Genomic DNA, 24,268 nt, shown 5'->3' with positions numbered 1-24,268 from the left:
GTGGCGTTCCGCCCCCTGCTTGCGTGAAAGGGCGCGAAGGTCCATCCCTCGCGTCATGACCGCTTCTAGCGACGCCGCACCGTCTCGCCTACCCCGCGAAGGGCATGGTTTTTCGCAAAATTCGCCCGAAGGCGCATTCGGCGCATCGATTGACCCGGCCGACGTCGCCCGCTTCTCGGCCCAGGCGGCCGAATGGTGGGATGCGCACGGGCCGTTCGCGCCTCTGCATCGGTTCAATCCGGCGCGGTTGAAGCTGATCCGCGAGCAGCTGTGCGCCCGGCTGGGCCGGGATTCGCGAGCGCGCCGCCCGTTCGAGGGTCTGGCCCTGCTGGACGTCGGCTGCGGCGGCGGGCTGATCGCCGAGCCGATGCGGCGGATGGGCTTCACCGTCACCGCCATCGACGCCTCGACCGAGAACATCGGCACAGCGCGCGCCCATGCCGAGATGGTCGGGCTGGACATCGCCTATCGCCCGGCGACCGTTGAACAGATGGAGGCGGAGAAGGCGGGGCCGTTCGACGTGGTCCTGACCATGGAGGTGATCGAGCATGTCGCCGATCCGGAAGGCTTCGTGCGCGCCTGTTCGCGCCTGGTCCGGCCGGGCGGGGTGATGATGGTCGCCACCCTGAACCGCACCCTGAAGTCCCTGGCGCTCGGCAAGGTGGCGGCGGAATATGTGCTGCGCTGGGTGCCGGCCGGGACGCACGACTGGCGCCAGTTCCTGAAGCCCCAGGAGATCCGGGCCATGCTGTCTCAGGAGGCTGTGACCGTCGAGGGGCCTTACGGCCTCAATTACGATCCGCTGACCGACCGCTGGAGCCAGAGCGACGACGCGGGGATCAACTATATGATGGTGGCGACGCGGAACGCATGACCGGCGTCGTCATCACGGGCGGACCCGGTTCGGGCAAGACCAGCCTGATCGAGGCGCTGGCTAACCTGGGTTACGGCGTCGAACCCGAGGCCGGTCGGGCGATTATACGCCGGCAACAATCGGTGAACGGTCCCGCCCTGCCTTGGCGAGACCGCACCCTGTTCGCGCAGCGCATGTTCGAGCATGACATCGAAGCGCATGACCGCAGTCGATTGGCCGACGGTGTGGTCTTTCACGATCGCGGTCTCCCTGACGTCATCGGCTATCTGACTCTGTGCGGTCTGCAAGTCCCTGATCATATGTCTGAGGCGGCGCGCACCCTGCGCTACCATCCGACCGTGTTCATCGCTCCGCCCTGGCCCGAAATCTTTGGACAGGACGCCGAACGACGTCAGGATTTCAACGAGGCGAAGCGCACCTACGAGGCCATGGCCATGGTTTATCCCCGCTATGGATATCGCCTCGTAGAAATGCCGAAGGCGACCGTCGCTGAGCGGGTCGCCTTCGTTCTCGATCAGATCGTCTGAGCCGCCGTCACACCTTGGCGGCGCGGCTCCGCGTCCAGGCGTACAGGCCGACCACGGCGACGGCGAAGCCGACGATCCCCGCCAGCATGGCCGGCCAGGTCGAACCCTCGGGCAGCATGGCGAACGGCGCGTCGTCGCGGGTGGCGACGATGACCCCGGCGGTGAAGACGCCGAACAGGCTTTCGCCCACGATCAGGCCCGAGGCCAGCAGCACGCCCATCCGCCGCGCCACATCGGCGTAACGGGTGCTGGACACGGCCTTGTCGTAGAGCCAGCCGCAGACGGCGCCGATGACCAACATGGTGGTGACGGCGGCCGGCAGATAGAAGCCGATGCCGACGGCCAGGGGCGGCAGCTTGATCTTCTTGCCGGTCGCCTTCTCCAGCACGGCGTCCAGGATGATGATGACCACGCCGATCACCGCGCCCAGGCCGATCAGGTCCCAGCGCAGGTCGCCGCCGATGACGCCGCGCGCCAGGGCCGAGATCAGGGTGGCCTGAGGCGCCGCCAGGGTCCTGGCCCCCTCGACGATGGCGGGCGGGCCGCCCTCGAAGCCGAAGGCCTGGTTCAGAAGGTTCAGGATCAACGGAATGACCAGGGCGCCGGCGCCGACGCCGACGATCAGGGCGACCTGCTGGCGCCAGGGCGTGGCCTCGACCAGCTGGCCGGTCTTCAGATCCTGGAGATTGTCATTGGCGATGACGGCGACGGCGAAGACCACGGCGGTCACGATCAGGGCGAAGGCGATGATGGACGGATCGGCGGGCACGCCCGCGATCGCCATCACGCCCAGCATCAGCAGGGAGGCGATCACGACGGCCAGTATGCCGACGCCCGAGACCGGGCTGTTCGAGGAGCCGATCAGGCCGGCCATGTATCCGCAGATGGCGGCCACGGCGAAACCGATCAGGACGACATACACCAGCCCGCCGATCACCAGCAGGGGCGTCGATCCGGCCAGGGCCGGGGCGGTCTGGGCGAACCAGGCCAGAAGGCCGGCGATGCCGATCAGACAGACGAGCGAGATACCGCCCACCAGCTTGATCGGCAGATCCTGTTCGGTCAGTTCCAGCGCCTCGCCGTGATTGCGGCGGGCGTTGGCGGCCAAGGCCGAGGTCAGGCCGCCGACCAGGGGACCGGCCAGCTTGATCAAGGTCCAGATGGCGGCCACGCCGATGACGCCGGCGCCCATGAAGCGGACTTCGCGGCTCCAGACCCGTCCGGCCAGCTCCTCGGCGCCCGTCCCGGCGGGCAGGGTGGAGGCGATGGAGGGGATGCCGTGCGCCGTCAGCCAGGCCACGGTTTCGGGGCTGGTCAGGATCGGCACGGCGATGGCCCAGGCCAGGATCAGGCCGAACAGCTGGGCCAGGCCGACCGTCAGGCCGATCAGGTGGCCGGCGCCCAGAAGGGCGAACTGCATGCCGAAGCCCATGCCGGTGGCCCCGCCGCCCAGGGCGGCCGGAAGCTTGAAGAACTTGGCGGCCTCGCCGGCGAAGACGCGGCCCGCGACCAGCAGGGCGTAGCCGGCCGAGACGACGGCGCCAGCGACCACGACCCAGAGGCCGGACTTGTTCTCGCGCACCGCGCTCTCGGTCTGTTCGGCCCCGCGCGAGCCGACCTTCAGCACCTCGGCGGCGGCGACGCCTTCGGGATAGGGCAGGCCGCCGCCCGTCACCAGGGCGCGGCGCAGCGGGATGGAGAAGGTCACCCCCAGGACGCCGCCCAGGATGCAGATGGCCACCGACTGCCAGAAGGGAAACTCCAGCCACCAGCCGATCATCACCAGGCCCGGCAGGACGAAGATGATCGAGCTCATGGCCCCGCCGACCGAGGCCACGGTCTGGACCGTCATATTCTCCCAGATGGTCGAGGTCTTGAAGGCCCGCAGCACGGCCATGGAGATGACCGCCGCCGGAATGGCCGAGGCGAAGGTCAGGCCGACCAGAAGGCCCAGATAGGTGTTGGCGGCGGTGAAGATCACCGCCAGCAGGCAGCCCAGCACAAGGGCGCGAAGGGTCAGTTCAAGCCGGCCCTTTCGGGTTTGGGGCGCAGCGACGGCGTCAGTCATGAAGATCGGTTCCCACGTTCGACCGGGACGTAAGCCCATTACGGTCGCTGCGGCAACTGGTCACGCTCAGCGGACTCCTCAGGCGGGGAGGGGCTGGCTCCAGCGAAGGCGCCGGCGCGCCCGCCGAACCAGGCCCGGGGCGGCCACCGTCACCCGATAGACCCCCGCCATGACCAGGGCCGTCAGGGCCCAGGACAGCAGGATGTCGGACAGGAAATGCCCACCGAAGGCCAGCCGGTTCATCGACAGGGCCAAGGCGTAGACGAGCCCCAGCGGCAGGACCGCCGGTCGCCACCGCGCCGGAGTGACCACCAGCAGGACGCCCACTATCCAGGCGGCGCTGGAGCCCTCGCCGGAGACGAAGGAGCAGTTGGACTGGCAGGCGTCGCTGATCACCCAGGCCGGGGTAAAGGCCGCGTCGCCGCCGAACTGGTCGATCTGGACCGGGCGAGCGCGCCCCCAAAGGCTCTTGAACAGCAGATTGACGACCAGCCCCGGTCCGAGGGCCAGGGCCGCGACGGCGAACATCGCCCGCCGCGCTGCGGCGCCGACGGAACGCCCGCGCAGGGCCCGCCAGATCAGGCGGCCGATCACCCCCAGCAGCAGGAGGGCCAGGACCAGGGTGGAACTCTTGCGCAAGGCCTTGAGCACGGGATCGCCCGCCAGGAAGAAGCCGGCCTCAGGTCGGTAGAAGAAGCGGCTCACGGCGATGTCCACGCCTGGAAAGACCAGAAAATAGGCGCTGATCGCCAGGACGGCCGCCGCAGCCAGAACAGCTGCGTCGTCGCGCGAGAGGCGAAGGCGAGCGCTCAAGTCCGTCCAGGACGAGAGGCGCAGACGCGGCGCGGGCGTGATGACGGACTGAGACACATTCCCCCCGGATTGGTCTGGAGACGCCAATGCCAGAGTGCGGTGTCGTTCCCGCGTCATTACGAACAATGTTTTCCAAACATCGGGGCGAGCACGGACGATCGACTTGGCCTAGGTTCCAAGACCGGCTAGGAGCGCCCCATGCCTGAACTTCCCGAGGTCGAAACCGTCCGGCGCGGCCTGACGCCGGTGCTGGCGGGCGCGCGTCTGTCGCGGGTGCGGATCAACCGGCCCGACCTGCGCTTTCCGTTCCCGGAAGGCTTCGTTGAGCGGCTGGAGGGGGCGACGGTCGAACGCGTGGACCGGCGAGCCAAATATCTGCTTCTGCCCCTGTCCACCGGCGAGACCTGGATCACCCATCTCGGCATGACCGGCCGTTTCACCCTGGACGGCGCCCAGCTGGGCGAGTTCGAGGAGGCGGCGCCCATCGCCGGCAAACATGAGCATTTCAGCGGCTGCGCCGTGCGCGACGGCGTCGCGACCCGCATCGGCTATGCCGACGCGCGCCGGTTCGGCTTCATGGGCCTGATCCCCACCGCCCAGGTCGAGACCCATCCCTGGTTCGCCGGCCTGGGGCCGGAGCCGCTGGGCAACGGCTTTTCCGGCGCCCATCTGGCCGAGGCCTTCGTGGGCAAGACGCAGAACGTCAAGATCTCCCTGCTGGACCAGAGGATCGTCGCCGGCCTGGGCAACATCTATGTCTGCGAGGCCCTGTACCGGGCCCGGATCTCGCCCCTGGTCGCGGCCGGATCGCTGTCGAAGGCGCGGCTGGAGACCCTGGCCTCGGTGGTTCGCGACGTGCTGAACGACGCCGTCGCCGCCGGGGGATCGACCCTGAAGGACTTCGCCAACGCCGAGGGCGGCCAGGGTTATTTCCAGCATCGGTTCGACGTTTACGGCCGCGAGGGCGAGCCCTGTCGGGGGGAGGGCTGCACGGATACGGTCGCCCGGATCGTCCAGGGCGGACGCTCCACCTTCTACTGCCCGTCCTGCCAGAAGCGCTGAGGCGGCCGGCCGTCATGACGAACGGCCCTCGATCCTCTATGACCGGCGTCAACAGAGGAGACCGCACATGGCCGATGCCTATTCCACCCTTCTGATCGAACGCTGCGCCGACGGTTACGCCGTCGTCACCCTGAACCGGCCCGAGGCGCTGAACGCCCTGAACTCGACCCTGTTCGGCGAACTGGCGGCCTTCCTGGATGCGGTCGAGACGGACGACAGCGTGCGCTGCCTGATCCTCACCGGCTCGGCCAAGGCCTTCGCCGCCGGCGCCGACATCAAGGAGATGGCGGACCAGTCCTACGCCGACATGTTCAAAGGCAACTTCTTCGCCCTGGGCCATGACCGGATCACCCGGTTCAGAAAGCCGATCATCGCGGCGGTGTCGGGCTATGCCCTGGGCGGCGGCTGCGAACTGGCGATGTTGTGCGACTTCATCATCGCCTCCGAGACCGCCAAGTTCGGCCAGCCCGAGATCAATCTGGGCGTGGCGCCCGGCATCGGCGGCTCCCAGCGGCTGACGCGCCTGGTCGGCAAGTCCAAGGCCATGGACATGATCCTGACCGCGCGGATGATGGATGCGGCGGAAGCCGAGCGCGCCGGCCTGGTCAGCCGCGTCGTCGCCCCCGAGGCCCTGCTGGACGAGGCCCGCGCGGCGGCCGCCAAGATCGCCTCGCAAAGTCCCCTGGCGGTGATGATGAACAAGGAGATGGTCAATGTCGCCCTGGAGACGACCTTGACCGAGGGCGTCCGTTTCGAACGTCGCCTGTTCCACTCCCTGTTCGCCTTCGACGACCAGAAGGAGGGCATGGCCGCCTTCGTCGAAAAGCGCAAAGCCGACTTCAAGGGGCGGTGATCCAAGGCCGCGACCGTCAACCGATCGCCGTGATCCGGCGTTAGGAGGGCGTCATGCGCCGCCTTCTGCTCTCGCTCCTTGCGATCCTGACCCTCGTCCTGCCGGGCCTCGCCTTGGCTCAAGCCCCAGCCCCAGCCCCAGCCCCAGCGTCTCTGGCCCCCGCCTTCCGCTCTGATCGGATCATCGTGGAGACGCGAGGCGCGGGGCCGGACGTGATCTTCATCCCCGGCCTGGGATCGACCGGGGCGGCCTGGCGGTCGACGGCGGACAGGCTGGAGGGCCGCTATCGGGTTCATCTGGTGACGATCCGCGGCTTTGGTCAGACGGACATCGGCGCCAACGCCCGCGGCGCCCTGGCCGCCCCGGCTGCGCTGGAGATCGAACGCTACATCCGCGAGCAGAGGCTGTCCCGGCCCGCTCTGATCGGCCATTCGCTGGGCGGTCAGATCGCGCTGCGCGTGGCGGCGGACATGCGTGGCCGAGTCGGGCGGGTGATGGTGGTCGATTCCGCCCCCTTCTTTCCGGCCCTGGTCGATTCCCGCGTCACGACGCGCGAGGTCGAGCCCTTGGCTCGCCTGGGCTATCAGGCCCTGATGCTGTTCGGCGACCAGGCGCTGAAGGGCCAGGTCTCGGCCCTGGGCGGGGACTTGGGTCTGGCGGGCGACATGGTGTTCGACGGCCTGGGTCTTCAAGGCGGCGACCGGCGCGTTCTGGCCCAGGGGCTGTACGAGGCCCTGACCGTAGACCTGCGGCCTCGGCTGCGCGACGTCACCGCCCCGGTGACGGTGGTCTATGGCTGGACGCGGGATACGAACAATCCGCGCAACCGGCTGGAGGGGCTTTACCGCTACGGCTTCTCCACCCTGCCGCGTCCGGCCCAGTTCGTCCGCATCGAAGGCGCCGACCACCAGGTGATGATCGACCAACCGGCCCGGTTCCAGGCGGCGGTGGAGCAGTTTCTGGGATAGGCAAAGATCTTCCCCCGCTTGCGGGGGAAGTGTCAGCTCGTCGAGCGCAGCGAGACGGCTGACGATGGGGGAAGTTCCGCTTCTGCAAGAGGCCGTGTAAAAACGTGCTGAGCGACGGCGGGGCGGAGGTTGAGACGAAGCGCAGGACGCCTCGTGCTCAGGCCCGGATCGCCTCCATCAACGGCCTGGTTCCCATCACCGCCATCACCCGCTTCATATTGTAGGCCAGGATGTGGAGGCTGATCTCGGTCTTCACGTTGGGCAACCGCTTCATCAGGAAGTGGGAGTGGCCCATCCAGGCCTTAATGGTGCCGAACGGGTGTTCGACCAGGCTTCGCCGTTCACGCATGGCTCTGGGCCTCAGGTCCATTCGGGTTTGAAGGGCATCGATCACCGCTTCATGCTCCCACCGCGTGACCTTTCGTTCGACCGCAGGCGTGCACTGAGCCTTGATGCTACAGCCTGTGCAACTGGCCCGATCCCAGTACCGATGCAGCGTCATGCCTCTTTCGACGACGGTCATGTGGTACGGAAGCAGGGAGCCGGCCGGGCAACGGTAGACGTCTTGATCTGGCAGATAGACGAAGTCCTGCTTGCCGAAGCGCCCATTCGCCTTTGCGCCTGACGTCAGCGTCTTTGGCACGAAGGGCGTCGCGCCCAGGGCCTCACAGGCCAGGATTTCTTCGCCGGAGAAGTAGCCCCGGTCCGCCAGCACATCGAGCCTCTCCACGCCCATGGCCTCCTTGGCCTGACCCGCCATGTTCGCCAGCTGTTGCTTGTCCGAGCCGGTCATCACCACCTCGTGGGCGACGATCAGGTGATGCTCGCCCTCGACGGCGGATTGGACGTTGTAGCCGACGATGCCACTCCCCCGGCCTGACGTCGCCATGGCGCGGGCGTCGGGATCGGTCAGGGACACCTGGCCGTCCGGCGACGCCTCGACCTCAGCCTCCATGACCTTCAGCATCGCCATCTGGGCGCGAAGGCGATCGATCTTCTCGACCAGCCTCACCGACCGTGCCTCCACGCCATCCCCCTCGTGCCGATCGGCCGTATCGAGGTCCTCGAGGTAGCTGGCGATGTGCTCGGCAACCTGCTCGATCCGCCGCTTCACCTTGTAGGCGGTGAAGTTCTTGTCGCGGGTGTTCACCGCCTTGAACTTCGAACCGTCGATGGCGACGAGGGCCGATCCGAACAGGCCCAACTGTCGGCACAGCACCACGAACTGCGCACAGGCCGCCTGGATCGCAGGGCCATTCTCGCGGCGGAAGTCGGCGATGGTCTTGTGGTCCGGCGCCAGCCGCCCCGTTAGCCACATCAGTTCGACGTTGCGCTGCGCCTCACGCTCCAGTCGCCGGCTCGACTGCACCTTGTTCAGGTAGCCGTAGACGTAGAGCTTCAGCAGCATGGCCGGGTGGTAAGCGGGCCGTCCCGTCGCTGCGGGCGTCATCCCCTCAAACCCCAGCCCCTTCAGATCCAGCTCGTCGACGAAGACATCGACCACCCGGACCGGATTATCCTCGGCCACATAGTCATCAAGACACTCGGGAAGCAGCGTCTGCTGCCGGCGATCTGCACCCTGAACGAAGCGGCTCATACCCACCTCCTGCTGACCTCAGAAGGCTAAGCTAATTCGCTCCATACCAAGACGTTTTTACACAGCCTCGCAAGAAAGAAGACTTCCCCCTCCGACCCTGGTTCGCTGCGCGAACGCCGGGCCACCTCCCCCGCAAGCGGGAGAGGGTCTTATTGGCCTTTGGCCTCGCGATAAATGTGATCGGTCACGGCGGGAAGATCGTTCAGCACGTCGCGGGCCGGAATCCGCAGGGTGCGTATGCCCTGCTCGAGCAGGAAGGCGTCGCGGCGGGCGTCCTGCGCCGCACGCCTTTCATGACTTTCGCCGTCGATCTCGACCGCCAATCGCGTGCCCGCGCAATAGAAGTCGAGCACATAGGGGGCGATTGGATGCTGACGGCGGAACTTCAGCCCGCCCAATTTCTCGCCCCGCAGCGCCTGCCATAGCTGTACCTCGGGCAGGCTCATGTCCCGCCGCAGATCGCGCGCCTTGTCGATGATGTCGGACGGACGACCTTCTTCGGGCTCCAGACCCTGCGCCAACGTCTCCAGCACCCCCTTGCCGTAGCGGTCCAGTTTCGACTGGCCGACGCCGGGCAGGGCGGCCAGGGCGGTCAGGTCGCCCGGTTCGGCCTGGGCGATCTCCAGCAGGGTCTTGTCCTGGAAGATGACATAGGGCGGGACGTGCTGTTCCGAAGCACGGTCGCGGCGCCAGGCGCGTAAGCGCTCGAAGCGGGCGCGGACGTCGGCGTCCATCGTCTCCAGGGCGGCGTTGCGGCCCTCGCCAGAGCGGTCGCGGCGGCCCGAACTGGAACTGGAGGCGCGCACCGGTGCGCGGCGCACCTCGATCCTGCGCTCGGCCTTGTACACGGCGCGCACCGCCTCGGGGTCGCCCAGGCCGACCAGGGGCTTGCCGTCGTTCGGATCCTCGACCAGCAGGCCCTCGAACAGCAGGTGGTCGATGATGTCGCGCCAGCCGTTGGGCGAGACGTCGGCGCCTATGCCCCAGGTGGACAGCTGCTGCTCCCACGGCTGTACATCCTTGGTGCGGCTGGTCAGGTGGTCGATCACCCGGCCCCGGCCGAAGCGGCCGCCCAGACGCTGGACCGCCGCCAGGGCCTTCTGGGCGGGGACGGTGGCGTCATAGGTCTGGGGCGGGTCGCCGCAGATGTCGCAGACGCCGCAAGGGGCCGCGTCGGTCTCGCCGAAATAGCGGCGCACGGCCTGGGCGCGGCAGACGGCGCCGTCCAGCATGGCGAACAGCTGGCGAGCCTTGCGCACCTGAACCTGTTTGACCTCCTCGGCCATCGGGCGGCCGTCCAGCCTGCGCAGGGTCCAGGCGATGTCGGACGGGCCGTACAGGGTGATGCCCTCGGCCGGTTCGCCGTCGCGCCCGCCCCGACCGATTTCCTGCCAGTAGGCTTCCAGGCTGCCGGGCGGATCGGCGTGGATGACGAAGCGGACGTCGGCCTTGTCCACCCCCATGCCGAAGGCGATGGTGGCCACCATGACGGCCCCGTCCTCGGCCAGGAACCGCTCCAGCCGCCGGTCGCGCTCCTTCGTATCCATGCCGGCGTGATAGGCGATGGCGTTGGTTCCGGCGTCGCGCAGGGCCTGGGCCACGCGTTCGCAGCCGTCGCGGCTGCCGCAATAGACCACGCCCGACTTGCCGCGCCGTTCGCGCACCAGTTCGATGACGCGGGCGTCGGTCCTGGCGCGCGAGGCGCTCTCCTTGCGTTCGGCCGATAGCTGCAGGTTCGGGCGGGCGAAACTGTCGACGAAGACCCGGGCGCCCTCCAGCCGCAGCGAGCGCAGGATGTCGTCGCGGGTGCGGGCGTCGGCGGTCGCGGTGACGGCGATGCGCGGGACGTTGGGGAACCGTTCGGCCAGCAGGCCCAGGTTGCGATAGTCGGGGCGGAAGTCGTGGCCCCACTGGCTGACGCAGTGGGCCTCGTCGATGGCGATCAGGCTGAGGGGCAGTTCGGCCAGCCGATCCATCATGGCGCCCGCTGCCAGACCTTCGGGCGAGACGTAGAGCAGGTCGAGGTCGCCTGAGCGGGCGGCGGCCCAGATGGCCGACCGTTCGTCCAGCGAGACACCGGAATCCAGCCGGGCTGCAGCGACCCCCTGCTGTTTCAGGGCCTCGACCTGGTCGGTCATCAGGGCGATCAGGGGCGAGACCACCAGGCCCAGGCCGGGGCGCAGGATGGCCGGGATCTGATAGCAGACGCTCTTGCCGCCGCCGGTGGGCAGGACGGCCAGGACGTCGCGCCCGGCCAGGACCTCGGCCACCACCTGGCTTTGCAGGCCGCGGAAGTCGCCATGGCCCCAGACGCGCGACAGCAGGGAGCGGGCGTCGGCCAGACCGGGGGTCGTGGCGGGGCGGGGCTGGGTCTGGAGGGCCGGCATCCGAAGGTTGTGCACTCTTTGTTCCGGCCTGCGAAGCCCCTTTGACCGCTTTCACGGCCGAGCGGCTGACGCGGCTGGGGACGGATCAGTGCGCGGGCGAGGGGGCGAACTGGCCGCCGACGCGATAGCGGTACAGATAGGAGGGCGCGATCGACTCCATGCTGGCCGGATGGACGACGCCCAACGCGGCCAGACCCTCGGCGTCCGGCGAGACCACATTGTCCTTCTGCAGCATGACGACCTGATCGCGGGTCAGGGGCGGGGTCAGACCGATCAGGCTGACGGTCTGGAGCAGCGAGCCCAGCAGCCGGGCGACCGGGAAGGGAATGGGGGCCAGCAGACGGTCGCGACCCGTCTCGCGTTTCACCAGCTCCAGCACTTCGCGGAACGTAAAGATATCCGGTCCGCCCAGTTCATAGGTGCGGCCGGCCGCGTCGCCGCGGGTCACGGCCCGGGCCACGGCCTCGGCCACATCGCCGACATAGACCGGCTGGAACCGGGTCTTGCCGCCGCCGATCAGCGGCAGGGCGGGCGCCAGGGTCGCCATGGCGGCGAACCGGTTCAGGAAGCCGTCGTCGGCGCCGAAGACCAGCGAAGGACGCAGGATGACGGCGTCAGGATAGACGGCGCGGATCTCGTTTTCCGCCTCGCCCTTGGTGCGGGCGTAGGCGGAGGGGCTGTCGGCGTCGGCGCCGATGGCCGAGATCTGGACGACACGTTCGACGCCGGCCGACTTGGCCGCCTGGGCGATGTTCTTGGCGGCCTCGACGTGGGCGCTCTTGAAGCCGCGCTTGCCGCCGCCGTCGTGCAGGACGCCGACCAGATTGACCACGGCGTTCGAGCCGCGCACGGCCGCCGCCACGTCCTCGGCGCTGGTGACGTCGCAGCGCATGAACTGGATCTGGCCCGGATCGCCGGCCGGCTGGACCTCGATGGCCAGAACCGGGTTGCGCACCGCCACGCGGATGCGCCAGCCGCGACGGGCCAGGGCGCGCACCGCCTGGGCTCCGATGAAGCCCGAACCTCCGAAGAGGGTCACGACGCCGGGGGCGAGGTCAGCCATGGGAGAAGCTCCAGTGAATTCCGTGTCGGCGGGATAGCCGATGGGGCGTCGCATCGCAACGCGGGCGACCCGGTCCGGGCGGATGAAACGAAAAACAGAGTCCGATTTGTCCGATTTGTCCGATCCGCGCCGTCGTCCGCTCCTGAAAAAGAGTGTCCGATGTGTCCGATGTGTCCGATGTGTCCGGTTCGCGCGGTCGTCCGCTCCTGAAAAAGAGTGTCCGATGTGTCCGATGTGTCCGGTTCGCGCGGTCGTGCGCTCCCAAAAAAGGTGTCCGAAGTGTCCGATGTGTCCGATCCGATCTCTTCGCCCGTCCGCCGCCTCCGCTCGTCCCCGTCGATCCGCGACTGTCGCACGGCGGGCGGCCCAGGGGCGTAGAAGGCGGGTTTGGAGTCCTAACCGGTTGGAAAGGCTGAGGGCGGCTTGGCGATCGAGCGGCGCTCGCCCATTTAAGGCCCATGCAGATTTTCACCATCGGATATGAGGGGGCGACCCAGGCGGAGGTGATCGGGCGGCTGAAGGGCGCCGGGGTCGATCTGCTGATCGCCGTCCGGGCGGTCGCCGCCTCGCGCCGCGCCGGCTTTTCCAAGACGGTCCTGGGCGAAAGCCTGAAGGCCGAGGGGATCGACTATCTGCATCTGCGGGGGCTGGGCACGCCCAAGGCCGGTCGCGACGCGGCCCGCAAGGGCCATGTCGCCGAGATGCGCGCGATTTTCGCCGACCATCTGGCCGAGCCCCAGGCCCAGCTGGAGTATGCGCGGCTGAAGGATCTGGCGGGTGAGAAGCGGGTGGCTCTTCTGTGTTTCGAAGCCGATCACGCGGGTTGCCACCGCGCGGTGTTGGCCGAGCGACTGGCGGAGGAAGCGGGCGCGAGCGTGGTCAATCTGTAGGGGCGGGGGGCGAGGAAGACCTTCCCCCGCTTGCGGGGGAAGCAGCAGGTCGTGGCGCGAAGCGCCACGCCTGACGATTGGGGGAGTTTTTCTTCTGAAATAAGACTCCCCTCTCCGACCCTGGTTCGCTTCGCGAACGCCGGGCCACCTCTCCCGCAAGCGGGAGAGGGTCTTTTGCTTTACGGCCGGCCCACCAGGTCGTCGACCGAGCCGCTGGTCACCGGGTGATACAGGGGCCGGGCCTCGGCGTAGATGCGGCGGGCGATGGGCCGGCCCCAGTCGCCCTCGTTCCACAGGGTCTGGAACAGGGGCAGGACGAATTTGCGCCGGCCCTGGCTGGTCAGGAACCGCTCGGCCGTGGCGACCGCGGGCTGATAGCGGTGGGCCAGGGCGATCTGGAGCCAGGCGAAGGTCAGTTCGCTGTTGCCCTCGTTCGCCAGGTTCAGGGTGCGCTCCATGTCCGCCAGCTGGGCGTCGGTGAGCCAGTCGCCGCTGCCGTTTCCAACCGGGGGGCGCCAGCCGAGGAAGCGCTGGCGCTGCTGAGTGTTCCACTCCTTCCAGGGGACGGCCGAGGCGGGGCCCTTGCCGACAAAGAAGGCCCATGCCGCGTCATCGACCGGCTTGAAGGCGTTCGAAACGGGCGCGACGGCGTTGGACGGCAGGCCGGGCTGATAGACCCAGGCGTCCAGCTGAAGCTGGGATTCCAGGGCCGCGTCGCCCTTCACCAGATGGGTGCGGATGTCGTCCAGGAACATGGCCGTGGTCATGGGGCGATAGGCGTTGCGGTCGAAATAGCCGCGCAGCCAGGCGTCGAACCGATCCCGGCCCACGGTGCGTTCGACCGTCCGCAGGAACAGGGCGCCCTTTTCATAGGCGATGTCGTTCATGCCGTCGTCGGGGTCGCGGCCCTTCAGGTCCAGATGCAGGCGGGTGTCGGGCGCGGGCAGGGACTTCAGCGTGTCCTGCAGGCTGCCCCAGCCCAGGACCTGTTCCTGCATGGCGCGGTCATGACCATAGACCGACTCCATGATCCGGTTCTCGAAATAGACGGTGAAGCCCTCGTTCAGCCAGAAGTCGTTCCAGGTGGCGTTGGTCACCAGATTGCCGGACCAGGAGTGGGCCAGTTCGTGCGCCACCAGCGAGACCAGCGACCGGTCCCCGGCGATGATGGTCGGGGTGGCGAAGGTCAGTTTGGGGTTCTCCATCCCGCCGAAGGGGAAGGAGGGCGGCAGGACCAGGAGGTCGTAGCGGCCCCAGCGATAGGGGCCGTAGAGCTTTTCGGCCGCGTCCACCATCTCGGCGGTCGGCTCCAGCTCATGGGCGGCGGCGCGCAGGCGGCTGGGCTCGGTCCAGACCCCGGTGCGTTCGTCGAAGGGGGCGAAGGCGATGTCGCCGACGCCGATGGCGATCAGATAGGGCGGGATCGGATTGTCCATCCGGAAGCGCCAGGTCTTCATGCCGTTGCCCGCCGGCTCGCCGTTCGGCGTCAGATGGTCGGCGCTCATGACCACGGTCAGGTCGGCGGGCGCGGTGATGCGGGCCGAATAGGTCTGGCGAATGCCGGGGCTGTCCTGGGTCGGCACCCAGGTGCGGGTCAGGATGGCCTGGCCCTGGCTGAACAGATAGGGCTTTTGACCGCCCGCCGTCTGGCTGGGCGACAGCCATTGCAGGGCCGCCGCATCGGGCCGGGTCGAATAGCGGACGGTGATCTTGCGCCGCTCGTTGGGGGCGAAGGCCGGGAAATAGACGGTCAGGGGCTGGCCCTTGATGGCGTCATTGTCGCCGACGACGTAGCGCAGCGGCTGGCCCGAGGCGTCGCGCACGTCCTGAATGTCCAGATTGCGGATGTCGAGCACGATCTCGTTCGCGCCGGGGACGGCCAATATGTCCAGGGTCGCCGTGCCTGACAGGGTCTTGGCGTTGAAGTCGGCGGTCAGGTCCAGGGCCACGTCCACGACGCGGGCGATCTCGGGCCGGGCGTAGGTGTGGCTGTCGACGGCGTCCGGGCCGGGGGCGGGCGCGACGGCCGGCGGCGCCAGGGCCGCGCTTCCGGTCGTGGTCGAACAGGCCGAAAGACCGAGGGCCGAGGCGAGGGCGAGGGCGGAGACGAGGCCGAGGGCTTTGCGCGTCATCGAGGCTTTCCGGGACAGATCATGAGCTTGGCCCGGAGAACGCGCGGAAACGGCGAAAAGATCAAGACTCGCTCCAGAGCATTCGGCAGCGCAGTGGGACCGGTCAACGCCCCTGCGCCCCCGAGAGACGGGTTCGTCACAACGGGCACGGCGAGGGTCACAACGGACACGACCAGGCCGTGCCGGTTCGGCAAGGGCTTGCCCGCCTGCGGCCGTGAAGCCGCAGATTGATCGACGGTCTGGACATGGAGCCGAAAGGCCGAGGCGCGTTCGGTCCCGTCGTGTTCTTCGTGGCCCTCGCCGTGCGCGTTGTGACGAAGGCCATCCAGGGCCGCGCCTTTTCAAGCCCGATGGCTTCAGCCTTGTGGTGCGGGCGGCTGGTGATGGGCCCGGAACAGCCGGCCTCGCTCGGCGAACAGGACCAGGGCCAGGGCCGTCAGGCCGAAGACGGTGAAGCCCAGGGACATGGGCACGGTGGTGCCGTTGAACTGCTGACCCACCGCAAAGCCCAGCAGGGAGCCGAAGACGGTGGAGATGAAGCCCTGGATCGAGGCGGCCGTGCCGGCGATATGGCCCATGGTCTCCATGGCCATGGCGCCGAAGTTCCCGGCGATCAGGCCGAAACAGAACATGGTCAGGGTCTGGAGGACGGCGAAGGTGATCAGGGTTTCATGGCCGCTGAGGGCCACCGCCGCATGGACCGCCGAAACCGTGGTGAAGCCGATCAGGGCGGTATGGGAGATCTTGCGCGAGCCCAGCCGCACCACCAGTCGGGCGTTGACCAGGGAGGCGACCGCTATGCCGCCCGCGATCAGGGCGAAGACGGCGGGGAAGGCGGCCTCGGCGTCGAAGACGTCGGCGAAGATCTGCTGCGAGGAGTTGATGAAGCCGAACAGGGCGCCGGTGATGGCCGTCATGGCCAGGGTGTAGCCCATGGCGGTGCGGTCGGTCAGGGCGGTGCGATAGGCCGAGGTCAGGCGTTTGACCTGGATCGGCAGACGATCCTCCGGCTTCAGGGTCTCGGGCAGGCGTAAGGATGCCCAGACGATCAGACCGACGCCGATCAGACCCAGGCCGGCGAAGATCCAGCGCCACGGCCCGACCAGCATGATCAGTTGCCCCAGGGACGGCGCCAGGATCGGCACGCCCAGGAAGACCAGGAAGCTGAACGACATGACACGCGCCATGGTGCGCCCCTCATAGCGGTCGCGCACGATGGAGACGGCCAGCACCCGGGTGCAGGCGCTGCCCAGCCCCTGGCCGATCCGCGCCAGGATCAGGGTCTCGAAGGTCGGGGCCAGGGTCGCCAGCAGGCTGAACATCACATAGACGCCGACGCCGAACAGCAGCACCGACTTGCGTCCGAACCGGTCTGCGACCGGACCATAGATCAGCTGCGCCGCGCCGAAGCCCAGAAGATAGGCGGTCACCACCCACTGACGGCTGTTTTCGTTCGCCACGCCCAGGTCGGCGCCTATGGCGGGCAGGGCGGGCAGCATGGAATCGATCGCCAGGGCGTTCAGCGCCATCATCAGGGCGATCAGACAGACGAACTCGACGAATCCGGGTTCTCTTCTGGCGGGGGCTGACGCGGCGGAAACGGACATCCGGGCCAGATGCCCCGCCGCGCCGCGAACCGCAACCAGTCGCCGGCTATAAATTGCTGCAATGCAGCGAAATCGAGGTTGAACGCCGGGCGCCTCGCCAATGTCATGAAGCTTCGCTAGAGGAAGTCATGACAGAACAGATGACAGCACAGGCGGCGCTGGACCGCCTCGAAACCCTCTACACCCAATCCGTGACCAACCTGCGCGACGCCGTGCGGGATTTCGTCAACACCGGCGCCCGGCCCGATCCGGTCCAACGCGCCGAAGGGGTGTTCGCCTATCCCGAACTTCGCATCCGCTGGGACGGGGATCGCCCCCAGGACCTGGAGCCGCGCGCCTACGCCCGGCTGGCCAAACAGGGCGTCTATTCCACCACCGTCACCCGGCCCGACCTGTTCCGCCCCTATCTGACCGAACAGCTGGGCCTGCTGGAACAGGAATACGGCGCGACCTTCGAGGTCGGGATCTCGAACCAGGAAATCCCCTTCCCCTATGTGACCGACGGGCTTGAGGTGGCGCTGGACCGGTCGATGACGGCGGCCCTGGCGCGCTGGTTCCCGACGACGGACCTGGCCCATATCGGCGACGAGATCGCCGACGGCTTGTTCGACATGGGCGGCGACTTCCCCCTGTCGCATTTCGACGGCCTGCGAACCGACTTCTCCCTGGCGCGGCTGAAACACTACACCGGAACCCCGGTGGACGACGTCCAGTCCTATGTCCTCTTCACCAACTACAATCGCTATGTCGACGAGTTCGTGCGCTGGGCCATCGAACAGCTGCAGACGCCGGGCACGCCCTATCAGACCCTGTCCTGCGCCGGCGGGGTGGTGATCACGCGCGACACCCCCAATCCCGAGACGGCGATCAACGACACGGCCTGGAAAAAGCACCAGATGCCGGCCTACCACCTGACGGCGCCCGGCCATCAGGGGGTGACCCTGGTCAATATCGGCGTCGGCCCGTCCAACGCCAAGACCATCACCGACCACCTCGCCGTCACCCGCCCGCACGTCTGGCTGATGATCGGCCACTGCGGCGGCCTGCGCGCCAGCCAGTCGATCGGCGACTATGTGCTGGCCCACGCCTATCTGCGCGACGACCATGTGCTGGACGCGGTCCTGCCGCCGGACATTCCGATCCCCTCGATCGCGGAGGTCCAGCGCGCCCTCTATGACGCCACCAAGTCGGTCAGCGGCATGCCGGGCGACGAGGTCAAGCTGCGGCTGCGCACCGGCACGGTGGTCACCACCGACGACCGGAACTGGGAGCTGCGCTATTCCAAGTCGGCGCTTCGCTTCAACCAGAGCCGCGCCGTCGCCATCGACATGGAAAGCGCCACCATCGCCGCGCAAGGCTACCGGTTCCGAGTGCCCTACGGCACCCTGCTGTGCGTCTCGGACAAGCCGCTGCACGGCGAGATCAAACTGCCGGGCCAGGCCAACCGCTTTTACGAAGGCTCGATCTCGGAGCATCTGCAGATCGGCATCCAGGCGGTCGGCCTGATGCGGGACGAGGGACCGAAACTCCACTCCCGCAAGCTCCGCGCCTTCGACGAGCCGCCGTTCCGTTAAGAGGGGCGCGATAGACCCTCTCCCGCTTGCGGGGGAGGTGGCCCGGCGTTCGCGCTGCGAATCAGGGTCGGAGGGGGAGGTTTCACTTGAAAAGAAGACTTCCCCCATCGTCAGCCGTCTCGCTGCGCTCGACGAGCTGACACTTCCCCCGCAAGCGGGGGAAGGTCTGTTCGCTGTCGCAGATTAAGAAAGCGCTTTACAATGCAAAGCGCATTGTGCATCCTGTGATCATCGGATTTCAGGAGGAGTTCGCCATGACGCGCGACACGCAGACGATCCAAGACGACATCGCCTATATGCGGGCTTTGGCTCACGAAGGTCGGCACGCGCCCCTGCTGGCGGGCCCCATACTGGTGGCTGCGGCCATCATCTTCGGAGGCGCCAGCCTGGGGCAGTGGGCGCTCAAGACGGATCTGATCGCGCTGAATCCCTGGGCGGCGCTCTGGCTTTGGATCGGTTCGGCCCTGGTCTTCGCGGCCGCCCTGGTCGTGCTGATCGGGCGGATGAAGGGACGCCCCGGCTATAATTCGTCGGGCAATCGGGCGGTGGGCGCGGCCTGGTCCGGCGTGGGCTTCGGCATCTTCGTCACCTGGTTGGCCCTCACCGCCCTGTCGGTGAAGAGTGGAAGCTGGGCCTGGATGGCGGTCATGCCGACGGTGGTTCTGACGGCCTATGGATCGGCCTGGATGGTCGCGGCGGCCATGACGCGCGTGCGGTGGATGAGCGTCACGGCCCTGATGTCCTACGTCGGCGCCGTCGCCGTCGCCTGGTTTGCGGACAGTCCGGCCATCTATCTGGTCTATGCCCTGGTCCTGGCCGCCGTCGCCCTGGTCCCCGGTCTGATCCTGATGCGGCAGGAACCGTCGGAGATCGTCTGATGGCGGACGACTTCGACATCAGCCGGATCGACGACGTCATCCACGGGCGGATCCGGCTGGGGATCATGGCCTATCTGTCCGGGGCCGAGACGGCCGATTTCAATACGCTGAAGACCCGGCTGCAGACGACCGACGGCAATCTGTCGGTCCATCTGAGGAAGCTGGAGGAGGCGGGGTTCGTCGCCGTGACCAAGAGCTTCATCGGCCGCAAGCCCCTGACCCAGGCCCGTCTGACCGAAGACGGCCGCGCCGCCTTCGTCGCCTATCTGGACGCCATGGCGGGGCTGCTTCCGGCGCGCTAGAAGCGGTGCATGAGCGACCGTCTCCACGCCTTCGAGGCCATCGACAACTTCCGCGACTATGGCGACTACGCCACGGCGGCCGGGCGACGCATCCGCCCCGGCCGCCTGCTGCGTTCGGGCCATCACGCCCGGGCCAGCGACGCCGATCTGGAGCGGCTGAAGGGGTTCGGCCTGGGGGCTGTGGTCGATCTGCGCCGACCGGGCGAAAGGCGCGACCAGCCCTCGCGACGGCATGACGGTTTCGACGCCCTGGTGATCGAGGGCGGGATCGACGACGGGGCCGAGGCGCCCCACATCACCTTCCTGAAAACGGCGGACCTGACGCCGGATTCGGGTCGGCGTTTCATGACCCAGACCTATCGCAGCCTGCCGTTCGACGCCGCCCACATCGACGTTTTCGGCCGCTATTTCCAAGCCCTGGGACAGATGGGGGGCGATCAGGACCGACCCGTGCTGATCCACTGCGCGGCGGGCAAGGACCGGACCGGCTTTCTCGCCGCCTTGACGCATCATCTGCTGGGCGTCCGCCACGACGACCTGATCGAGGACTATCTGCTGACCAATACGGCCGTCGATCTGGTCGGTCGCGCCCCCGCCATTGCGCGGCGTCTGCACGAGATGACCGGCCGTGTCGCCTCCGACGACGCGGTGGTGGCCTTCCTCGGGGTGGAGGCCGCTTATCTGGACGCCGCCTTCGCCGAGGTCGAGGCGCGATACGGATCCCTGGACGCCTATCTGGAACAGGCCCTGGGCGTCGACGCCGCCCTGCGCGCCCGCATCGAGGCGCGGCTGTCGGCGTGAACGGCGCCCTGACCCATGTGGTCGTCCGCGATCATCCGTGGACGGACCCCTTGGCTGTCGCGGCCGGGATCGGTGGGACGGACGGCGCCCTGGCCCTGCTGTCGGACGGCGGTCCCGGCGGCCGCTGGTCCCATGTGGCGACGGCGCCGGATCGGGTTCATGTGGGCGGGGTCGAAGCCGATCTGTTCGACCCCCTGCGCGATCCGGCCTGGAGCGCAGGGACGGTGGGACTGGCCGCCTATGACGCGGGCGCGCGACCGGCGACCGGCGAGCGGCCCCTGGTGTGGCCCGACCTGATCCTGGCCCGCTATCCGGCCATGCTGAGCTTCGACCATCATCAGCGGCGTGTTCGCGCCGTCGGCCGGGGGGCGACGGCGGCGCAGGCCGAGGCGGCGGCCGTTCAGGCGTCGAAATGGCGGGCGGCGGCGGTCACGCCTGCGACTCCCGACGCTCCGGCCGAGACCTTTGCGGCCGAGGCGCCGGACCAGGCCTATCGCGACTGCGTGGCCGAGGTGGTCGCCCGGATCGCGGCCGGTGAACTGTTTCAGGCCAATATCGCCCGCGCCTGGGGCGGCGCGCTGAAGCCAAAGGCCGATCCGTTCGACGTCTTCCTGCGGCTGCAACAGGGGCGGGCCTCGCCCTACGGCGCCTTCTGGCGGATCGGCGATCGGGCCCTGGTGTCCAATTCGCCTGAGCTCTTCCTGGCCTTGGACGGCGAGGCCCGGCGCATCGAGGCGCGGCCGATCAAGGGCACGCGCGCCCGGTCGGCCGACCCCCTCGAGGACGCGGCCCTGGCCGCCGCGCTTCAGGCCAGCGCCAAGGACCGGGCCGAAAACCTGATGATCGTCGATCTGATGCGCAACGACCTGGCCCGCGCCTCGCGCGTCGGCTCGGTCGCGGTCGAACGACTGTTCGCGATCGAGAGCCATCCGACCGTCCACCATCTGGTCTCGACCGTGGTCGGCCGGGCCGAGCCGGGGGTGACGCCGGCCGACCTGCTGGAGGCGACCTTCCCGCCGGGCTCGATCACCGGGGCGCCCAAACACCAGGCCATGAAGGTCATCGCCGAATATGAGCCGCCGCGCGGCGCCTGGTGCGGGTCGCTGTTCATTCTGGAAGACGGCGGGGGGCTGACCGCCTCGGTCCTGATCCGCACCGCCGCGTTCGAGCGCCGGGACGAGTGTTGGACCTTCCGCACCCTGGCCGGCGCCGGAATCGTCGCCGACAGCGACCCTCAGTCCGAACTTGCCGAGACCGAAACAAAGATCGCCGCCCTGAGACAGGCTCTGACGGGTCAGCAGTCCGTACAGGCGATCTGCGTCACCTCGCGCGGATTCAGATAGGCGCGGCGGGTGAAGCTGGCGGACGGCAGGAAGCGCTGGAACGGCGAGGCGTAGGTGTAGCGGGCCTCGGCGATGATGATCGACGACCCGACCGGCAGGAGATCAGCGGGAATGTCGGCGTCCGCGACGGTGAGTCGGCCGCTGAGGGCCCCACTCCCGCCCGAGGCCGCCCAGCTGCGGCTCCAGTTCACCGTATATTTGGTCGTCGTGTCCCGGCTGACGCTGCTGACCCTCTGTTCCAGCGAGGCCGGGGCGAAGGGCGCCATGATGGAGGGGCCCACCAAAAAGACGTTGTCGATGTCGGCCTTGGTGATGTCGCGGGACTGGGCGGTCAAATCCGCGACCGAAGCGGCCACATGGCTGGTGCGACGCACAGCCATATAGCCCTGACACAGATCGACCATGCCTGCATAGAACAGGATCATGACCGGGGCGATCAGGGCGAATTCGACCGCAGAGACCCCGGTCTCGTCGCGCGCCAGCCTGCGCATCAGGGACCGGCGCATCAGAAGGGCTCGTTGCGGAAGGCGGTGGTGGCGGAGATCATGATCTGTCCGGGCCCCGCGGCGCTCACGGACTGGGTCAGGGCGGGCACGATCATCGGCTGTTTGTACCAGACACGCGCGACGACCAGATTCTGGGCCGCGCCGGGGTCGTAGCCGGTCTTGGACAGGTCCAGGACGCCGTTCTCGTCCTTGGGCGGGTCGATATTGTCGGAGAATTTGGCGACGACCCGGACATCGACGGTGGCGCGGGCGGCGCAGTCGCTCTTGAACACGCTCATCTGATCGCAGAAGGCCTGTTTGAACCCAGCCTGATCCAGACCCTTGGCCTGGGCCTCGCCGGTTCGGATTTCGCGGCTGACGGTCAACAGGGCGTTTTCGGCGACGGCGTCGGTGATGAAGACCAGACCCAGCTGGAAGATCGAGAACAGCAGAAGAAAGAAGGGGGTGGCGACCAGGGCGAACTCCACCGCCGCCGCGCCTTCACGGTGACCGGCGGAGCCGCGACGGGGAGAACGATCCAGCGCCGCCATGGATCAGGGCGCCGAGGCCGGGCCGGTCGCGGCGGCGCCGGCGCGCAGGCTGGGGGCGCAGGAGGCGCCGCAGGTCATTTCCGTGGCCTGGGCCCCGCGCCAGACCCGAACCGATCCGGTCGATCCGCCGGTAACCACGATCTCGCGCTGGAACAGGGTGCGGCCCACGCCGTCGACCGCCACCACCTCGGTCACCCCATAGCCCTTTCCGACGATGAACAGGGTGTTGGCGTCCACCACGGTGACGTCGGCGATCTGAGGATTGGCGACGATGACCGAGGCGGCGGCGCCCCGCAGCTGGACGCGCGCGGAGCGGTCGATCTCGACATTGAGCGCGCCGTTCGGGCTCTGGGCCTGGGCGGGCAGGCCGGCCAGGGCGAGGACGGCGGTGATGACGGCGATGGAAAAGCGGGGCATCGGCGGCTCTGAAACAAGGGCGCGCATCAGCGCGGACGCGCGCATGATGGCCCAGGCTTCCTCAACAAAGGCTGAAGTTCGTCGATCCGGGATTTTCTGTGGTGAATCCGCAGGTAACTAAAAACCGTGACCTGCCCTTAACGCCTCTTGGTCATTCTAACCGTGCGTTTTGGGGGTCAAGCGGGCTACCGGCTCCCCCCGCCAAGTTGCTCGCTAGACATTTACACAAGGGAATTCACCATGACTAAGTTCATCTCGCGTTTCGCTAAGGACGAATCCGGCGCCACCGCCATCGAATACGGCCTGATCGCCGCTCTGATCGCCGTCGTGATCATCACCGTGCTCGGCACCGTCGGCACCAACCTGAACGCCCGTCTGAAGGAAGTCGCCACGGGTCTGGAGAAGAAGGGCGAATAAGACGCCCGACGTCTTGAAGCCTGGGAAGGGCCGGAGCGCACGCTCCGGCCCTTCTTCTTTGCGGCGCGGCAACCCGGCCTTAATCCGCCCGTGCCAGCATGGGGTCATGGACCTTCTGAGCCTTCCCTTCCTGGCCGTCTTTCCGATCCTGATGGTGGCCACGGGTCTGCACGACCTGACCACGATGCGGATTCCGAACTGGATCTCCCTGGCCCTGCTGGCCGCCTTCTTTCCGGCGGCCCTGCTCGTCGGCCTGACCCTGCCTGAGATCGCCGTCCATCTGGGCGTCGGCTTCGCCGCCCTGATCCTCGGCATGGGCCTGTTCGCCCTGAACTGGATCGGGGGCGGGGACGCCAAGGCCCTGGCTGCGGCCTGCCTGTGGTTGGGGTTCGGCGATCTGGGGCCGCTGCTGCTGTGGATCGCCCTGGCCGGCGGCGGCTTCTGCCTCCTGCTGATCCTCGCCCGCCAATACTATCCTCTGCTGTCTCCGCTCCCGCCGCGCCTTCCGTGGGTCGCCCGCCTGCTGGAGCCCAAGGGCGATATTCCCTATGGCGTCGCCATCGCCATCGGCGCCCTGCTGACCTTTCCCGAGGGCGACATGGTCGTTCGCGCCTTGGCGGTTTCTTGAGGTTGCGCAAGCGGGCGTCGCTTAGGAAGCG

At 68.0% G+C, this 24,268-nt stretch carries 23 protein-coding genes and 1 pseudogene; 13 read left to right on the top strand and 11 right to left on the bottom strand.

Features of this window, described 5'->3' with window-relative positions; translation table 11 throughout:
* Nucleotides 1-55 precede the first annotated feature (55 nt).
* Together ubiG and ACW178_RS01745 are read left to right on the top strand one after the other, a co-directional pair.
* The gene (gene ubiG / locus ACW178_RS01750; protein ID WP_191558447.1) at nt 56-874 is read left to right on the top strand and encodes a bifunctional 2-polyprenyl-6-hydroxyphenol methylase/3-demethylubiquinol 3-O-methyltransferase UbiG; all 819 of its coding nucleotides are present in this window, start codon (nt 56-58) and stop codon (nt 872-874) included.
* Nucleotides 871-1,401 (top strand): AAA family ATPase, encoded by a 531-nt coding sequence (locus ACW178_RS01745; protein ID WP_191558448.1) that lies wholly within the window; start codon nt 871-873, stop codon nt 1,399-1,401. The genes ubiG and ACW178_RS01745 overlap by 4 nt, the downstream gene beginning before the upstream one ends.
* Nucleotides 1,402-1,408: 7 nt before the next feature.
* On the opposite strand, the gene ACW178_RS01740 is transcribed toward ACW178_RS01745, so the two are convergent.
* A complete protein-coding gene (locus ACW178_RS01740) occupies nt 1,409-3,469 on the bottom strand; it encodes an OPT family oligopeptide transporter (protein WP_191558449.1) in 2,061 nt (686 codons plus the stop codon).
* 78 nt (nt 3,470-3,547) lie between these two features.
* Entirely contained in the window at nt 3,548-4,282 is a 735-nt protein-coding gene (locus tag ACW178_RS01735; RefSeq protein WP_224762185.1) for a phosphatase PAP2 family protein, read from the bottom strand.
* 198 nt (nt 4,283-4,480) lie between these two features.
* On the opposite strand from ACW178_RS01735, the gene mutM reads away from it, so the two are divergent.
* From mutM to ACW178_RS01720, 3 genes are all read left to right on the top strand, one after another.
* Nucleotides 4,481-5,344: a bifunctional DNA-formamidopyrimidine glycosylase/DNA-(apurinic or apyrimidinic site) lyase gene (gene mutM, locus ACW178_RS01730; RefSeq protein WP_492024803.1), complete on the top strand. Its 864-nt coding sequence runs from the start codon at nt 4,481-4,483 to the stop codon at nt 5,342-5,344.
* Nucleotides 5,345-5,411: 67 nt separating this feature from the next.
* Nucleotides 5,412-6,197, top strand: coding sequence for an enoyl-CoA hydratase (locus tag ACW178_RS01725; RefSeq protein WP_054764253.1), 786 nt, complete (start codon nt 5,412-5,414; stop codon nt 6,195-6,197).
* Between the two features lie 53 nt (nt 6,198-6,250).
* Nucleotides 6,251-7,165, top strand: coding sequence for an alpha/beta fold hydrolase (locus tag ACW178_RS01720; protein ID WP_191554690.1), 915 nt, complete (start codon nt 6,251-6,253; stop codon nt 7,163-7,165).
* A gap of 157 nt (nt 7,166-7,322) precedes the next feature.
* On the opposite strand, the gene ACW178_RS01715 is transcribed toward ACW178_RS01720, so the two are convergent.
* The 4 genes and pseudogenes from ACW178_RS01715 to ACW178_RS01700 all read right to left on the bottom strand — a co-directional run bounded on the left by ACW178_RS01715 (nt 7,323) and on the right by ACW178_RS01700 (nt 12,212).
* Nucleotides 7,323-8,762: an IS1182 family transposase gene (locus tag ACW178_RS01715; protein WP_287105140.1), complete on the bottom strand. Its 1,440-nt coding sequence runs from the start codon at nt 8,760-8,762 to the stop codon at nt 7,323-7,325.
* 149 nt (nt 8,763-8,911) lie between these two features.
* The gene (locus tag ACW178_RS01710) at nt 8,912-9,208 is read right to left on the bottom strand and encodes an endonuclease domain-containing protein (protein ID WP_287106126.1); all 297 of its coding nucleotides are present in this window, start codon (nt 9,206-9,208) and stop codon (nt 8,912-8,914) included.
* Nucleotides 9,209-9,274: 66 nt separating this feature from the next.
* Nucleotides 9,275-11,149: pseudogene (gene recQ, locus ACW178_RS01705) on the bottom strand (DNA helicase RecQ); the annotation flags it as partial.
* Nucleotides 11,150-11,234: 85 nt separating this feature from the next.
* Entirely contained in the window at nt 11,235-12,212 is a 978-nt protein-coding gene (locus ACW178_RS01700; RefSeq protein WP_191558839.1) for a complex I NDUFA9 subunit family protein, read from the bottom strand.
* A 458-nt stretch (nt 12,213-12,670) separates the two neighbouring features.
* On the opposite strand from ACW178_RS01700, the gene ACW178_RS01695 reads away from it, so the two are divergent.
* Nucleotides 12,671-13,102 (top strand): DUF488 domain-containing protein, encoded by a 432-nt coding sequence (locus tag ACW178_RS01695; RefSeq protein ID WP_287106124.1) that lies wholly within the window; start codon nt 12,671-12,673, stop codon nt 13,100-13,102.
* Nucleotides 13,103-13,281: 179 nt separating this feature from the next.
* On the opposite strand, the gene ACW178_RS01690 is transcribed toward ACW178_RS01695, so the two are convergent.
* Nucleotides 13,282-15,234, bottom strand: coding sequence for a M1 family metallopeptidase (locus tag ACW178_RS01690; RefSeq protein WP_492024802.1), 1,953 nt, complete (start codon nt 15,232-15,234; stop codon nt 13,282-13,284).
* 356 nt (nt 15,235-15,590) lie between these two features.
* Nucleotides 15,591-16,841, bottom strand: a complete 1,251-nt coding sequence (locus tag ACW178_RS01685; protein WP_183216629.1) for a multidrug effflux MFS transporter — start codon at nt 16,839-16,841, stop codon at nt 15,591-15,593.
* A 128-nt stretch (nt 16,842-16,969) separates the two neighbouring features.
* On the opposite strand from ACW178_RS01685, the gene ACW178_RS01680 reads away from it, so the two are divergent.
* The 5 genes from ACW178_RS01680 to ACW178_RS01660 all read left to right on the top strand — a co-directional run bounded on the left by ACW178_RS01680 (nt 16,970) and on the right by ACW178_RS01660 (nt 21,739).
* Nucleotides 16,970-18,415, top strand: a complete 1,446-nt coding sequence (locus ACW178_RS01680; RefSeq protein WP_492024801.1) for an AMP nucleosidase — start codon at nt 16,970-16,972, stop codon at nt 18,413-18,415.
* A gap of 254 nt (nt 18,416-18,669) precedes the next feature.
* On the top strand, nt 18,670-19,293 hold the full coding sequence (locus tag ACW178_RS01675) for a hypothetical protein (RefSeq protein ID WP_183216633.1): 624 nt from the start codon (nt 18,670-18,672) through the stop codon (nt 19,291-19,293).
* On the top strand, nt 19,293-19,595 hold the full coding sequence (locus ACW178_RS01670; protein ID WP_191558843.1) for a winged helix-turn-helix domain-containing protein: 303 nt from the start codon (nt 19,293-19,295) through the stop codon (nt 19,593-19,595). The genes ACW178_RS01675 and ACW178_RS01670 overlap by 1 nt, the downstream gene beginning before the upstream one ends.
* 9 nt (nt 19,596-19,604) lie before the next feature.
* Nucleotides 19,605-20,396 carry a tyrosine-protein phosphatase gene (locus tag ACW178_RS01665; RefSeq protein ID WP_191558844.1) on the top strand — a complete coding sequence of 264 codons (792 nt, stop codon included), beginning with the start codon at nt 19,605-19,607 and terminating at the stop codon, nt 20,394-20,396.
* A complete protein-coding gene (locus ACW178_RS01660; protein ID WP_182713895.1) occupies nt 20,393-21,739 on the top strand; it encodes an anthranilate synthase component I family protein in 1,347 nt (448 codons plus the stop codon). Before ACW178_RS01665 ends, ACW178_RS01660 begins: the two co-directional genes overlap by 4 nt.
* Here ACW178_RS01660 and ACW178_RS01655 read toward each other — a convergent pair.
* The 3 genes from ACW178_RS01655 to ACW178_RS01645 are packed head-to-tail and all read right to left on the bottom strand — an operon-like array spanning nt 21,691 to nt 23,192.
* Complete coding sequence (locus ACW178_RS01655) at nt 21,691-22,245, bottom strand: TadE/TadG family type IV pilus assembly protein (protein WP_054764243.1); 555 nt, start codon at nt 22,243-22,245, stop codon at nt 21,691-21,693. The two genes, ACW178_RS01660 and ACW178_RS01655, sit on opposite strands and share 49 nt — an antisense overlap.
* Complete coding sequence (locus ACW178_RS01650) at nt 22,245-22,775, bottom strand: TadE/TadG family type IV pilus assembly protein (RefSeq protein ID WP_054764242.1); 531 nt, start codon at nt 22,773-22,775, stop codon at nt 22,245-22,247. Before ACW178_RS01650 ends, ACW178_RS01655 begins: the two co-directional genes overlap by 1 nt.
* Nucleotides 22,776-22,778: 3 nt before the next feature.
* Nucleotides 22,779-23,192, bottom strand: a complete 414-nt coding sequence (locus ACW178_RS01645) for a pilus assembly protein N-terminal domain-containing protein (RefSeq protein ID WP_054766768.1) — start codon at nt 23,190-23,192, stop codon at nt 22,779-22,781.
* Nucleotides 23,193-23,432: 240 nt separating this feature from the next.
* Here ACW178_RS01645 and ACW178_RS01640 point away from each other — a divergent pair, with 240 nt between their 5' ends.
* Both ACW178_RS01640 and ACW178_RS01635 read left to right on the top strand, forming a co-directional pair.
* A complete protein-coding gene (locus tag ACW178_RS01640) occupies nt 23,433-23,609 on the top strand; it encodes a Flp family type IVb pilin (protein WP_492024800.1) in 177 nt (58 codons plus the stop codon).
* Between the two features lie 106 nt (nt 23,610-23,715).
* On the top strand, nt 23,716-24,237 hold the full coding sequence (locus ACW178_RS01635) for an A24 family peptidase (RefSeq protein WP_054764240.1): 522 nt from the start codon (nt 23,716-23,718) through the stop codon (nt 24,235-24,237).
* Nucleotides 24,238-24,268 lie beyond the last annotated feature (31 nt).

This window comes from Brevundimonas sp. AVps4 (genome assembly GCF_058681525.1).
The sequence above is the reverse complement of the archived record's forward strand: the minus strand, read 5'-3'. Positions and strand labels throughout refer to the sequence as shown.